This window comes from Bradyrhizobium lablabi (assembly GCF_900141755.1).
GTDB classification, from domain to species: Bacteria; Pseudomonadota; Alphaproteobacteria; order Rhizobiales; family Xanthobacteraceae; genus Bradyrhizobium; species Bradyrhizobium lablabi_A.
The window spans coordinates 60479-74592 of sequence record NZ_LT670844.1; the positions used below are offsets into that span (position 1 = coordinate 60479).

13 protein-coding genes are annotated in these 14114 nt (G+C 63.1%); 4 read left to right on the forward strand and 9 right to left on the reverse strand.

Annotated features, from left to right (window positions below; genetic code table 11):
• Nucleotides 1-17 precede the first annotated feature (17 nt).
• Genes nthA through B5526_RS00280 form a run of 3 tightly spaced genes read left to right on the forward strand, consistent with a single transcriptional unit; the run spans nt 18 to nt 1680 of the window.
• The gene (gene nthA / locus B5526_RS00270; RefSeq protein WP_079535994.1) at nt 18-650 is read left to right on the forward strand and encodes a nitrile hydratase subunit alpha; all 633 of its coding nucleotides are present in this window, start codon (nt 18-20) and stop codon (nt 648-650) included.
• Complete coding sequence (nthB, locus tag B5526_RS00275; protein WP_079535995.1) at nt 647-1306, forward strand: nitrile hydratase subunit beta; 660 nt, start codon at nt 647-649, stop codon at nt 1304-1306. The genes nthA and nthB overlap by 4 nt, the downstream gene beginning before the upstream one ends.
• Nucleotides 1306-1680: a nitrile hydratase accessory protein gene (locus tag B5526_RS00280; RefSeq protein ID WP_079535997.1), complete on the forward strand. Its 375-nt coding sequence runs from the start codon at nt 1306-1308 to the stop codon at nt 1678-1680. The genes nthB and B5526_RS00280 overlap by 1 nt, the downstream gene beginning before the upstream one ends.
• Here the strand turns inward: B5526_RS00280 and B5526_RS00285 are convergent.
• Entirely contained in the window at nt 1677-2243 is a 567-nt protein-coding gene (locus B5526_RS00285; RefSeq protein ID WP_079535999.1) for a hypothetical protein, read from the reverse strand. The two genes, B5526_RS00280 and B5526_RS00285, sit on opposite strands and share 4 nt — an antisense overlap.
• Before the next feature lie 554 nt (nt 2244-2797).
• Nucleotides 2798-3526, reverse strand: a complete 729-nt coding sequence (gene queC / locus B5526_RS00290) for a 7-cyano-7-deazaguanine synthase QueC (protein ID WP_079536001.1) — start codon at nt 3524-3526, stop codon at nt 2798-2800.
• Nucleotides 3527-3673: 147 nt separating this feature from the next.
• Here queC and mazG point away from each other — a divergent pair, with 147 nt between their 5' ends.
• Nucleotides 3674-4489 (forward strand): nucleoside triphosphate pyrophosphohydrolase, encoded by an 816-nt coding sequence (mazG, locus tag B5526_RS00295; RefSeq protein ID WP_079536002.1) that lies wholly within the window; start codon nt 3674-3676, stop codon nt 4487-4489.
• A gap of 131 nt (nt 4490-4620) precedes the next feature.
• Here mazG and hflX read toward each other — a convergent pair whose 3' ends face one another.
• The 7 genes from hflX to dusB form a co-directional block, all read right to left on the reverse strand.
• The gene (gene hflX, locus B5526_RS00300) at nt 4621-5997 is read right to left on the reverse strand and encodes a GTPase HflX (RefSeq protein ID WP_079536004.1); all 1377 of its coding nucleotides are present in this window, start codon (nt 5995-5997) and stop codon (nt 4621-4623) included.
• A gap of 11 nt (nt 5998-6008) precedes the next feature.
• Nucleotides 6009-6257, reverse strand: coding sequence for an RNA chaperone Hfq (hfq, locus tag B5526_RS00305; RefSeq protein WP_006020546.1), 249 nt, complete (start codon nt 6255-6257; stop codon nt 6009-6011).
• A 249-nt stretch (nt 6258-6506) separates the two neighbouring features.
• Nucleotides 6507-7877, reverse strand: a complete 1371-nt coding sequence (locus B5526_RS00310; protein WP_079536006.1) for a sigma-54-dependent transcriptional regulator — start codon at nt 7875-7877, stop codon at nt 6507-6509.
• Between the two features lie 17 nt (nt 7878-7894).
• Nucleotides 7895-10222: a sensor histidine kinase NtrY-like gene (locus tag B5526_RS00315; protein WP_079544578.1), complete on the reverse strand. Its 2328-nt coding sequence runs from the start codon at nt 10220-10222 to the stop codon at nt 7895-7897.
• A 186-nt stretch (nt 10223-10408) separates the two neighbouring features.
• Nucleotides 10409-11851: a nitrogen regulation protein NR(I) gene (gene ntrC, locus B5526_RS00320; RefSeq protein ID WP_079544579.1), complete on the reverse strand. Its 1443-nt coding sequence runs from the start codon at nt 11849-11851 to the stop codon at nt 10409-10411.
• 12 nt (nt 11852-11863) lie between these two features.
• Nucleotides 11864-13039 carry a two-component system sensor histidine kinase NtrB gene (locus B5526_RS00325; RefSeq protein ID WP_079544580.1) on the reverse strand — a complete coding sequence of 392 codons (1176 nt, stop codon included), beginning with the start codon at nt 13037-13039 and terminating at the stop codon, nt 11864-11866.
• A complete protein-coding gene (dusB, locus tag B5526_RS00330; RefSeq protein WP_079536007.1) occupies nt 13036-14037 on the reverse strand; it encodes a tRNA dihydrouridine synthase DusB in 1002 nt (333 codons plus the stop codon). Before dusB ends, B5526_RS00325 begins: the two co-directional genes overlap by 4 nt.
• Nucleotides 14038-14114: the final 77 nt, after the last annotated feature.

Consider the following 14114-nt stretch of genomic DNA (forward strand, 5'->3'; position numbering starts at 1 on the left):
CGCCTATCCTCCAGGGCATGAGCGACCATGATCACGACCATCACCACGATCACGACCATTCGGACCTGTCCGAAACCGAGCTGCGCGTCCGCGCGCTCGAGACGATTTTGACCGAGAAAGGCTATGTCGAGCCGGCGGCTCTTGACGCCATCATCCAGGCGTATGAAACAAAAATCGGCCCGCACAATGGCGCGCAGGTAGTTGCAAAAGCATGGTCCGATCCCGCGTTCAAACAGGCGCTATTGGCCGACGCCACCAAGGCCGTGAGCACGCTCGGCCATGTCAGCCGGGTCGGCGATCACCTAGTCGCGGTCGAGAACACGCCACAGCGCCACAATATGGTCGTGTGCACGCTCTGCTCCTGTTACCCCTGGGAAATGCTGGGGCTGCCGCCGGTCTGGTACAAGGCTGCGCCCTATCGTTCCCGCGCGGTCAAAGACCCGCGCGGCGTGCTCGCCGATTTCGGCGTGAGCTTGCCGAAGGACATCGAGATCCGCGTCTGGGACTCAACCGCCGAGACGCGTTTTCTGGTGCTGCCGATACGGCCCGCGGGCACTGAAGGCTGGAGCGAGCAGCAGCTCGCGGAACTCGTGACGCGGGACTCCATGATCGGAACCGGATTTCCCAAGACGCCAGGCGCGCCCTCGTGAACGGCGTGCACGACATGGGCGGCATGGACGGTTTCGGCAAGGTCGAACCCGAGCCGAACGAGCCGATGTTTCACACAAAATGGGAAGCGCGCGTATTGGCGATGGTGCGTGCGATGGGCGCGGCCGGCGCGTTCAACATCGATGCCTCGCGCTTCTACCGGGAGACGTTACCGCCGCACGTCTATCTCGGCAGTTCCTATTACAAGAAGTGGCTGCTCGGTCTGGAAGACCTCTTGGTCGACAGGGGCTTTGTGGCCGCGGATGAAATCGCCTCAGGCCACGCGATGGAAACAGCAAAACCGCTGAAGCATGGCAAGTTCGCCCTCGACGATGTCGAGCGCATCATGGTGCGCGGCAAATTCGGTCGCGCGGCGCCCTCGCCTGCCAAATTCAAGCCCGGCGATCGGGTGCGCGCCAAGAACATTCATCCCGCGACCCATACCCGGCTGCCGCGCTACGTCCGCGGCCATGTCGGCGTGGTCGAACGCGATCACGGCTGCCATGTGTTTCCGGACACAGCGGCGATCGAGGCCGGCGAGAACCCGCAATGGCTCTACACCGTCGTATTCGACGGGGCTGAATTGTGGGGCCCGGACGCCGACCCGACGGTGAAGATATCGATCGATGCGTTCGAGCCCTATCTGGAGCCGGCCTGATGGACATCGCCGCCTCTGTTGCGACTCGCGCCGTTCCCGGCATTCCCCGCGACGGGGGCGGCCCGGTATTTCGCGAACCCTGGGAAGCCCAGGCTTTTGCCATGGCGCTCGCGCTGCATGAGCGCGGATTGTTCACCTGGAGCGAATGGGCTGCGACACTCGCCGACGAAATCGCGCGCGCGCAGGCCAGCGGCGATCCGGACACCGGCGAGACCTATTACCGGCATTGGCTGGCGACGCTGGAAAGACTGGTCGCCGCCAAGGGCGTGGCTACCCCCGACACCCTGCATCGCTACCGCGATGCCTGGGACCATGCCGCAGACCGCACCCCGCACGGTGCGCCGATCGAATTAAGGCGTGAGGATTTTCGCTAGGCCCCAAATAGCTTCCGCATGCGCTCTTCGTTGATGATGAAGCTATTGAACAGGGATACAAACGGGCTGCCATATTGATCCCTGATGATGAGATCGGAGGTCGAAACCGCGCGATGCAGCGTGCCGACCGGATCGGCCAGCTCCGCCAGTCCGAGCTCCGATTTCAACAGCGCCCTCGCCTCCTCCAGTTCGTCGTCGTCGACCGTCCCCAGTTCGAGCACGGTCGCGGCCCGTCGCATTTCGGCGAGGCTGCCGCTGCCGGAAAATTTGAGAAGGTCGTGCCAGTACGGACAGGCCATGACCAGCGCAATGAACTCGTCGAGATCGGCGGCGACGACGCCGGCGGCGCCTTCGGAGGAGATGTACAGCACGCGCGGTGAGCCCGAAACCAGCGCGAACACGCCACCAGCGCCGTTGCGCGCTATTCGCCTGATCCCCTCTACGCCGTCGACCGAGAACCACACGGGCTCTTTGTCATCGGTTGCAAAGCGCAGTTCGAACGTCCAGCTCAATCGTTCCAGGACTTCCGCATTCGCGGTCAGGGTTTCGGGGCTGAGAGGCATCCAGGGTCCATCCTGCTTTTTGTCGAGCTGCGCCCGATCTGTCGCAAGCTGACGGCGTCGGGTTCAATCGCGCGCTCCACAAAACTTGCCCCCAAGGCTGGCCGGGCATTTGCACACCTGAGACGGCGATATCACAGGCAATCGAGATAAGTTGACCATGGTCCGCCAATACGCTCTTTCGCTTGCGTCCGCAGGAAATTAGACTTGTTACTTGCTAGGCAAGTCCTCTTTGCAGGCAAGTCCTCTTTGCAGGAACGTCATCATGAACATCATTCGTCACCGTGTTCTGCGACTGGCCGGAATTTGCGCGGTTGCAATCGCAATTCCACAACTCGCGTCAGCGATGGGACCAACGAGCGCCGCGCTAAAAAACCAGCAAAACGTGCGGGTGGCGTCTGAAAGTACTGTCGCACCCACGACAAAATGCATCCCCTCCGAGGCGACCTGTCCGAGGTTGCACCATCGCTCAAAACACTAGCGCGCGTTTTGTCGCTTGCTCCAGCTAGCGACGGCGTCGCCTTGGATATGCTCTATTAGCCGCGCGCTTGCGGAGTTCAGGTCGTGGCGTCAGCATATTGCTGCCAGCCCCGGGCGCGCAGTACACAGGCTGGGCATTCACCGCAGCCAAACCCCCAATCATGCCGCGCGCCGCGCTCCCCGAGATAGCAGGTGTGGGAGTGTTCGCGGATCAGGTCCACCAGCCCTGCCCCGCCGAGTTCGGCCGCGAGCCGCCATGTGGCAGCCTTGTCCAGCCACATCAGCGGCGTGTGCAATTCAAACTGGGCGTCCATGCCGAGACTGAGCGCGGTCTGCAACGCCCTGATGGTCGCATCGCGGCAATCCGGATAGCCGGAATAATCGGTCTCGCACATGCCGCCGATGATGTGACGGATGCCGCGCCGATAGGCGAGCGCGGCCGCGAACGTCAAAAACACCAGATTGCGGCCGGGGACAAAGGTGTTAGGCAGGCCGTCAGCGCCCATCGCGATCGCGACGTCACGCGTCAACGCAGTGTCGGAGATCTTGGCCAGGGTCGGAATTTCAAGCGTGTGGCTTTCGCCGAGTTTTGACGCCCAATCCGCGCGCAACGATTTTATTCCGTCCAGCAGCCGGTCGCGGCATTCAAGTTCGACGGCATGACGCTGGCCGTAGTCAAAACCGAGCATCTCGACGCGCGCGAAACGTTTGAGCGCCCAGGCAAGACAGGTCGTGGAATCCTGCCCGCCGGAGAACAGCACGAGCGCGGTTAAGGAGTTGAGTTGATCGCTCGATTGATCGCTCATGGCCTGCCCTTAGCACTCTCGATCCGCAACGCCAATCGGTGGAAAGGGCCACCCTTTGCGCTCGTTTTGCTGGGATGAGCCCGCATCTTGCGGCATACAGGCATGAGCTTCCCCTCGGGGCTTTCGGTGTTCCACTTTCGGTGTTTCATGACCCCTTCCCGCGATATTTCACGCCTGCTCGAGATCATGGCGATGCTGCGAACGCCCGGCAGCGGCTGTCCGTGGGATATGGAGCAGAATTTTGCAACCATCGCGCCCTACACGATCGAGGAGGCCTATGAGGTCGCTGATGCCATCGCCCGCGGCGACCTGCACGATCTCAGGGATGAACTCGGCGATCTCCTGCTGCAGGTGGTGTTTCATGCCCGCATGGCCGAGGAACAGAATGCGTTTTCATTCGGCGACGTGGTCGAGGCGATCACGCGAAAGATGATCCGGAGGCATCCGCACGTCTTCGCCGACCAGGATGGACTATTGACGCCCTCGGACGTCAAGGGCGCCTGGGAGCGGATCAAGGCTGAGGAAAAGGCCGAGCGCGCGGCGGAGCGGCTGGCCGCGGAGGCGTCGCACAAATCGCTGTTGTCGAGCGTGAAGGCCGGGCAGCCGGCGCTGGCGCAGGCGATGGAATTGCAGCGCAAGGCCTCAACCGTCGGCTTCGACTGGAACGATCCACGCGCCGTGCTGCATAAAATCCGCGAAGAAGCCGATGAGATCGAGCAAGCCCTCGATCGCGGCGACAGCCAGGAACTGCGCGAGGAAACCGGCGATCTCCTGTTCGCACTGGTCAACCTGGCGCGGCATATCGGCGCCGACCCCGAAATGGCCTTGCGCGGCACCAACGCAAAGTTCGAACGCCGTTTTGGCTATATTGAACGTGAGCTGCAATCGCAGGGACGTTCATTGGAAGGCGCGTCGCTCGCCGAGATGGATGCGCTGTGGAACGAGGCGAAGGAGAAGGAGTAACTCATCCTCTCCGTCGTCCCTGCGAAAGCAGGGACCCATACGCCGCGGCCGCGCTTTGGGCACTCGCCGAGACGGCTTCTACAACAACAAACGCCGGTGGTTGGGTCCCTGCTTTCGCAGGGACGACGACGCTAGGCGTGCGGTACCGCATCAAAACGGTTGACCACGATGTCGCGCTTGGTCTCGTCGACGCGCACGGTCATGTCAAAGTGGCCGTCGTGAAGCTGCTTATTGAGCACTTCGGAATTGCGATGCAGCCAGCTGATGCCGGCGCCGTCGGCAGCGTCGATCGTAAGGTCGAGGGTCATGCGCGTAGACGCCAGCCGCGCCTCGATGGCTTCGAGCAGCGCCTCGACCCCCTCCCCGGTTTCAGCGGAGACCATGAAACACGGGCGCTCCGCCGGCCGGCGGGCGGCGATATTTTGCAGGTTCTCGCGCTCTTCGGGCGCGAAGCGATCGATCTTGTTCCAGACTTCGAGGATGCGCTGGCCTGCGTCCGGATCGATGCCGAGCTGGCGCAGCACGGTATCGACGTCGCGCTGCTGGGCCTCGGCATCCTCATGCGAGATGTCGCGGACGTGAAGAATGACGTCGGCTTCCAGCACCTCTTCCAGCGTCGCCCGAAACGCCGCGACCAGTTGCGTCGGCAGGTTGGAGATGAAGCCGACGGTATCCGAGAGCATCGCCTTGCCGCCATGCGGCAGCTTGAGCGCGCGCAACGTCGGATCAAGCGTTGCGAACAGCATGTCGGCGGCCTGCACGTCGGCGCGGGTCAGGCGGTTGAACAGCGTCGACTTGCCGGCGTTGGTGTAGCCGACCAGCGCCACCACGCGATAAGGCACCCGCTGCCGCCCCGCCCGATGCAGCCGCCGCGTCGCCTGGACCTTTTTGAGCTCGTTCTCGAGGCGGATGATTCGCTCACCGATCAGGCGGCGGTCCGCCTCGATCTGGGTTTCGCCGGGGCCGCCCATGAAGCCAAAACCGCCGCGCTGGCGCTCCAGATGGGTCCATGACCGCACCAGGCGCGAGCGCTGATAATTCAGATGCGCAAGCTCAACCTGCAGCGCTCCCTCTTTGGTTTTGGCGCGGCGCCCAAAAATTTCGAGGATCAGGCCGGTGCGATCGAGCACTTTGGTGTTCCAGGCTTTCTCGAGGTTGCGCTGCTGGATCGGCGACAGCGCGCAATCCATCACCACGAGTTCGATATCGTGCCCGGTAACGAGACCGACGATCTCCTCGACCTTGCCCTTGCCGAGATAGGTCGCGGGCCGGATCTGGCTGACCGGGGCGATCAGCGCCTCCGCAATCGTCAGGTCGATGGCACGCGCGAGACCCACGGCTTCCTCGAGCCTCGCCTCCGAATCGCGGATGGCACGGCTCTCCGTTTGCGCCTCGGGGTCACCGCGGCGCATTCGCAAATAAGGGCCGATGACAATCACCCGCCCGGTTTCTCTACCCCCTGCCAGCCGCGGACGGTCGGCATCCCCTTCCAGATGTCGGGGTTCCAATCAGATCACTCTCAAGCCGGAGCATCCTCGCCGCCCTCGAACAACTGGATCGGAGCGCCCGGCATGATGGTCGAGATCGCATGCTTGTATACAAGCTGCGAGTGACCGTCGCGCCGCAGCAGCAGGCAGAAATTGTCGAACCAGGTGACAATCCCCTGCAGCTTCACCCCATTGACCAGAAAGATCGTCAGTGGCGTTTTGGTTTTGCGAACGTGATTAAGGAAGGTGTCCTGTAGATTTTGTGCGCGGTCTGCCGCCATTGTTTTTGTCCCGCTTTGCTTCTTTTTATTGAACCGGCTGCTGCCCTCTTTCGGAACGTCACCCGGTTGCCCGCATCCCCTGAGATCCCCCTCCGGGCGCGCGGCGGCACGATTAGAGGGCAGGCGCGGTTTTTAGGCAAGCCAGTTCGCGCGGGACCTCGGTCAAACGAGAGCGCAATTCCCTGCAATAGCCCGGAAAGAGATGAAATTTCTCAAGCAAATGCATGAAACTAATGCGCGGTGCGACATTTAGCCGACGCCGAGCGCCTTGAGCTTCCGATGGAGCGCCGACCGCTCCATTCCGACGAATTCCGCGGTGCGCGAGATATTGCCGGAGAAGCGGCTGATCTGCGCAATCAGGTAGTCGCGCTCGAATACCTCCCGCGCCTCGCGCAGCGGTAACCCCATGATGTGCTCACCATTGTTGCTGGTGGGCATCGCCGGCACCATCGAGCCGACATCCTGCGGCAGCATGTCGGCGGTGATGATGATTTCCGGGCCGCCGCTCGCCAGAATCATGACGCGCTCGACATTGTTGCGAAGCTGGCGGACGTTTCCGGGCCAGACATGCGACTGCAAGACCGCCATCGCGTCCTGGCCGATCTGGCGTTTCGGCAAGCCCGTCGCGGCCGATATCTGGTCCATGAAATAGTCGATCAATTCGGGGATGTCCTCGCGCCGCTCCGACAGCGGCGGCACACGGATCGGAACCACCGACAGCCGATGATAGAGATCTTCGCGGAACCGCCCTTCGGCGATTTCCTCTTCCAGGTTGCGGGCGGTTGAGGAAATGATGCGGACGTCGACATTGACCTTGGCGGTGCCGCCGGAGCGCTGGAACGTCTGATCGACCAGCACGCGCAGGATCTTGTTCTGGGTCTCGCGCGGCATGTCGCCGATTTCATCGATGAAAAGCGTGCCGCCATGGGCTTCTTCCAGCGCACCCGCCTTGCGCTGATGCTCGCCATTGGACTGTTCGACACCGAACAGCTCGATCTCCATCCGCTCCGGCGTGATCGCCGCGGCGTTGATGACGACAAACGGTCCTTCGGCGCGGCTCGAAGCGTTATGCAGGGTACGTGCCGCCAGTTCCTTGCCCGCGCCGGAAGGCCCGACGATCAGAATGCGGCTATTGGCCTTGGCGGCCCGCTCGATGGTCTGGCGCAATTGGTTCATGCAGGCGGAGCGCCCGGTCAAAATGCTCGCCGCGGGGGCGAGCTGCTTGAGCTCCTTCACTTCGCGTTTCAGCCGCGAGGTCTCCAGCGCCCGCGTCGCCACCAGGATCAGCCGGTCGGATTTGAAGGGCTTTTCGATGAAGTCATAGGCGCCGCGCTTGATGGCCGCGACCGCGGTTTCGATATTGCCGTGGCCCGAGATCATCACGACCGGCAGATCGGCATGGTCGCGCTTGACCTGTTCCAGCAATTGCAGCCCGTCGAGCTTTGAGCCCTGCAGCCAGATGTCGAGAAACACCAGATGCGGACGCCGATTGGCGATTTCCGCAAGCGCCGAATCGCTGTCCCGCGCGGTCCGGGTGGTAAAACCCTCATCATCGAGAATGCCCGCAACCAGATCACGAATATCTGCTTCGTCATCGACGATTAAAATATCATTTGCCATGGGTCGCGCCTGTCTTGTCAGCTGCCTGTTGCGGCTTCGATTTTTGTTTGATCGTTAGTCGTGTCAGCCGGCTCTGTGGTTTCGGATGCCGGCGGTTTTGTTTCGGGAGCGGGCTCCTTCACGTCGGGCTTGGGTGCATGACCCGAGATCGCGAACCGCAGCCGCATCCAGGCCCCCCGCGCGCCCGGACGGATGTCCGCGGCATCGTTGAGTTCGATCCGCCCGCCATGGTCCTCGAGCACCCGGCCGACGATCGCGAGCCCCAGGCCGGTGCCCTTTTCCCGTGTCGTGACATAGGGTTCGAGCAGACGCGCCCGGGCAACCTTCGGCAGGCCGATGCCGTTATCGATGACGTCGATCACAATGTCATCGTTCTCGCGCGCGGCGATGACATCAATACGACCCTTGCCCAACTCATCCGCCGGAACAGATTCAATGGCTTCGGCGGCGTTCTTGATGATGTTGGTCAGCGCCTGCGAAATCAGCCGGCGGTCGAACTGCGCCCGCATCGGCTCTTCCTTGATCTCGGCCTCGATATCGATGTCGGGGTGGCCGACCCGCATCAGGAACACCGCCTGGCGCACGGTATCGGCGACGTCCTCGCCTTCGATCACGGGCTTGGGCATCCGCGCGAAGCGCGAGAATTCATCGACCATCCGCCTGATGTCGTCGACCTGCCGGACGATGGTGTCGGTGCATTGTTCGAACACCGCCTTGTCCTCGGTGATCGCCTTGCCGAACTTGCGGCGGATGCGCTCGGCCGAAAGCTGGATCGGCGTCAGCGGATTCTTGATTTCGTGCGCGATGCGGCGGGCGACGTCGGCCCAGGCCGAGGTGCGCTGGGCGGAGACCAGTTCGGTGATGTCGTCGAGCGTGATGATGTAGCTGTCGCGCGACTGGCTGGTCTGTTCGGCGCTGACGCGGACCGAAAGATTGCGCTCGCGGCCGTCGCGGGTGATGGTGATCTGGCCCTGCACCAGGCGCTGGGTGCCCTCCCGCGCCGTTTTCATCATGTCGTCGAGCTCCGGCAGCACGTCCGACAGCGGGTGCCCCAGCGTCTCCGATTCCGCGTGCCCGATCAGCTTTTCGGCGGAGCGGTTGAGGATGCCGACGCTGCCGGAGGCATCGACGCCGATGATGCCGGCGCTCGCCGAGGACAACACCGCCTCGATGAAGCGGCGGCGGCTGTCGATCAGTTCGCTGGCATTGACGAGCTCGTCGCGCTGGGTGCGCAGCTCCTGCGTCATCTTGTTGAAGGTCTCGCCGAGCTGCGCAAGATCGCCTTTCGAGCCGTGGACCGGCACCTGCACATGCAGATCGCCGGTCGAGACGATATTGGCGGCGCCCATCAGCCGCCGGATCGGAGCGACCAGCCAGTTGGCGAAATTCAATCCGATCAGGATGGAGGCCATCAGGATGGTCAGCGCGATCACGGCGAACATCAGTGCGAAATTCACCTGAATGCCGAGCCGGCGCGATTCCAGCTCGGCATATTCAGCCGCACTCGCCTCGGTTTGACTGAGTTGCGCGACAACGCCGGGATCGAGCGGACGCGCCACGTAAATGAAGATATCGTTGAATGCCCGTAGCCGGATTACGGCAGCGACATAGTTTTCTTCGGGAATGACCGAGATCTCGGGCTGGGTTTCGTTGACATTGCTCAGGAGTTCCGACGGCGGCGGCGCGAAGGTCAGTTGCACGCCGGTTTGCGCCGACTCCAGAATATTGCGATCCTTGTCGATGAGCATGGCGCTCGGCAGGTTGCGCGAGACGGCGCTTGTGGTCAGTAGCTCGCGAAAGGTTTGGCGATCCTGGTCGTACAAGGGCCGGGCATGGGCGATATCGTTGGCCATTCCCAGAATGTCGCCGCTGATGAGCTGCGCATGTTCGTTGGTATAGGCGCGGGCAATGCTCACGGAGTTCTGGATCACCTCGCGCGTCGGACCGGAAAACAGCCGGTCCAGGCCGCGATCGAGGGTCACATTGGCGACGATCGCCACCAGCACGGCCGGCAACACCGCGATCACGGAAAACAGGCTGACGATCTGGATGTGCAGCCGCGCCGCCGCCCGGCCCCGCCGCCGCGCCTGCATCACCTGCCAGACTTCGCGGATGATGATGCCGACCAAGACCAGGATGGTCGCGCCGTTGATCATCATGAAGGAAACGACGACTTCGCGGGTTGGTGCGACCGGCGTCAGGCCCGTAAGCACGACAAAGGTCAGAAGGCCCGATAGCAGCGCTAGCCCGACCGCGAACGGCGCCAGCCACCGCCAAAGGGGCGAGCCCCTGGATTCGGCGATCGACGGATCGAGCGATGCGGCCGTGGTGTCTGCGCTGGTCATTCCGGCAAAAGGGGTGAGCTGAAGGCCTTCCGCCCGCCGGACCAACGCCGGCAACGGACTGATGCATTCATATCACAATGTTGCCAAATTGCGACAATTCCGCGGCGCGTCGTGCTACCAAAACGCGCACTCCCCAGGCTTTCTGCCTGTCGAGCCGGTATGAATGCGTTCCGGCTTCAAGAACCGTTAGTTGCCGCTCCGGTAGACCTGAATGTCGAGGTCGCGGATCTTCTTGCGCAGCGTATTGCGGTTGAGGCCGAGCAGGTCGGCGGCGCGGATCTGATTGCCCCGCGTCGCTGCCAAAGCGGCCGTGAGCAGCGGCACCTCGATTTCCTTCAGTATACGGTGATAGAGGCCGGGCGGCGGCACGCCGTTCGGAAATCCCGAAAAGTGCGACGACAAATAAGCCTCGACCGCGCCGCCGAGATTGTCGACGCCGTGGTGCGCGTTGCCGCCCGATGTCACGGCGGGCGGCGCCAATTCGCCGTCGATCACCGAGGCCGTGATCACGTCCTGCGGATACAACGCCGCGAGCCGGCGGGCGAGATTTTCGAGTTCGCGGACATTGCCCGGCCAGCGATGCTGCTTCAGCCGCTCCAGCGCCAGCGCATCGAGCTTCTTCGGCGGCAAGCCGTCCTTCTCGGCGAGCGCAAAGAAATGCCGGATCAGATCGGGCAGATCCTCGATCCGCTCGCGCAACGGCGGCAGCCGCAGCGGCACGACGTTGAGGCGGAAAAACAGATCCTCGCGGAACAGGCCCTGCTGGATCAGGATGCGCAGATCCTTGTTGCTCGCGGCGACAATGCGCACGTCGGTCTTGATCGGGGTGCGGCCGCCGACGGTGGTGTATTCGCCCTGCTGCAGCACCCGCAGCAGGCGCGTTTGCGCCTCCATCGGCATGTCGCCGATTTCATCAAGAAACAGCGTGCCACCTTCGGCCTGTTCGAACCGGCCCGAGGCGCGGGTGTTGGCGCCGGTGAAGGCGCCGCGTTCATGGCCGAACAGTTCGGATTCGATGAGATCGCGCGGGATCGCCGCCATGTTGACGGCGACGAACGGGCCGTTGCGCCGCTTGCCGTAGTCGTGCAGCGCGCGGGCGACCAATTCCTTGCCGGTGCCGGATTCCCCTGAAATCATCACGGTGAGGTCGGTCTGCATCAGCCGCGCCAGCACCCGGTAGATTTCCTGCATCGCCGGCGAGCGGCCGACCAAAGGTATCGAGTCGAACTCGGACTCGTCGACCTGATTGGCAACCCGCTCCTTCGGCTCCGCCAGCGCCCGGCCGACGATCGCGATCAGTTCCTTCAGATCGAACGGTTTTGGCAGATATTCATAGGCGCCGCGCTCGGACGCGCGGATCGCCGTCATGAACGTGTTCTGCGCGCTCATTACGATCACGGGAAGGTTCGGCCGCATCTTCTTGATCCGCGGCAACAGATCGAACGCGTTCTCGTCGGGCATCACGACGTCGGTGATGACGAGATCGCCCTCGCCCTGGCTCACCCAGCGCCACAACGTCGCCGCGTTGCCGGTCAGTCGCACTTCATATCCGGCCCGCGAGAGAGCCTGGTTGAGGACCGTGCGGATGGCGGTGTCGTCATCGGCGACTAGAATACTACCTGCGGGCATCGTCATTATTCCTCATCTCGTGTCCTGTGAGGCATGCAACGGCGTCCCCGAAACGTCATCGCGGTTGCTTTGATCAAAATGTTTGGCGGAGTTGAACATCGGCAGCAGCACCCGGAAGATGGTCTTCCGGGGCTGGGATTCGCATTCGATGATGCCGCCGTGATCGCCGACGATCTTGGCCACCAGCGCCAGACCCAAACCGCTACCCGTCGGTTTGGTGGTGACAAAGGGATCGAACAGATTGGGCAACAGGTCCTCGGGTACTCCGGGGCCGTTGTCCTTGACGCAGAACTCGAGCGGCAACGACACCCGCGATTTCTTGCCCGGGACCGAGAGGCGGACGCCGGGACGGAACGCGGTGGTGAGCTGAATCTCGGCATCGCTGCCGAGATCGACCACGGCTTCGGCGGCGTTCTTCACCAGATTGAGAAACACCTGGATCAGCTGGTCCTGATTGGCCAGCACCGGCGGCAGCGAGGGATCGTATTCCTCGACAAAGCGGATATTGCGGGCAAAGCCCGATTGCGCCAAACGCTTGACGTGATCGAGCACCGAGTGAATGTTGACCGGGCCGCGCGCCACCGGCCGGTCGTCGCCGAACACTTCCATGCGATCGACCAGTGTGACGATGCGGTCGGCCTCATCGCAGATCAGCCGCGTCAGCATGCGGTCTTCCGAGGAGGCCGCCTGCTCCAGGAGCTGCGCCGCGCCGCGGATGCCGGACAGCGGGTTCTTGATTTCATGCGCCAGCATCGCGGCAAGCGCAATCACCGAGCGCGCCGCGCTCCGATGCGTCAATTGCCGGTCCATCTTGTCGGCGATGGTGCGCTCCTGCAGCATCACCACGATATGGCCGGGCCGTTCGGTGAGCGGCGCCACATGCAGGTCGACCTGGCGATCGCCGCCGATCCGCGGCGTGCCCAGATCGACCTTGTATTCGTTGACCGGCGAGCCGCTTGAGCGCACCTGTTCGATCAGCGCCAGCAAGGGACTGCCGAACGGCACCAGCTCTTTGAGCGACTGCCGTTGCAGAAATTGCGTGGAAATCTCGAAGAAGGATTCCGCGGCCATGTTGGCATCGACGATCCTGCCGTCGGGCGCAACCAGGAGCACCGGGTTCGGCAGCGCGTTGAGGATGGCGTCACCGTCTGACGGCACCGGTCGGCGATTTTCTGCGGCCGAGTTCATGCGGCGGCGCTCCATGCAAAATCGTCGAACGCATCCTGAAGGGATCGATGCACGCGGTGCGGGTCGTCCGAAGTCAGGATCCGCTCGCGCCAAATCTTGAGCGTCTGCGCCGGCGCACGGCTATAGCGGGCGGCGATTTCCAGCGCCCAGCCGAGATGCTTGCGCGCATGACGAAGGCCGATGCGCAATCCATAGAGATGGCAGACTTCGTCATAGAGCGCGCGGATGTAATTGAGCTGCTGCGCCAGCGATGGCGGGGCCTCGGTGACGCCGGTCTCCAGGCGCCGTCCGATCTGGCCGGGCAGCCACGGCTGGCCCTGCGCGCCACGCCCGATCATGACCGCATCGGCATCAGACATTTCGAGCGCGGAGACGGCTTTCTCGAACGAGGTGATATCGCCGTTGACGACGAGCGGAATGTTGATCGCATCCTTGACCGCGCGCACCGCGCGCCAATCGGCCTCGCCCTTGTAGAACTGGCAGCGGGTGCGGCCGTGCACCGAAATCATCCGCACGCCGGCCTGCTCGGCGCGCCGCGCCAATTCCGGCGCGTTAAGCGAGCGATCGTCCCAGCCGAGCCGCATCTTCAGCGTCACCGGCACTTTTACGGCCGATATGGTCGCCTCGATCAGCCTAAGCGCGTGATCGAGATCGCGCATCAAGGCCGAGCCGGACTGACCGCCGGTCACATGCCGTGCCGGACAGCCCATATTGATATCGATGATCTCGGCGCCGGCGGCTTCCGCGATCCGCGCGCCCTCGGCCATCCAGCCGGCCTCGCAGCCGGCGAGCTGAACCACATGCGGACCGATCCCGGTCGCCTCGCAGCGCAGTCGGGTCATCGCCCGGCCCTGGACGAGATCGCCGCTGGCGGTCATTTCGGATACCACGAGTCCCGCTCCCAAGGCTGCCGCGAGGCGCCGAAAGGGGGCATCGGTGACGCCAGACATGGGCGCGAGAAGGACCCGGTTGGCGAGCTCAATATCGCCTATTTTCAACGGCTTAGAGCGTGATAGTGCCGAGCCGGTCACGGATTTCTCGTTTTTCTGACAATCGCCTCATCGCGACTGCCGGG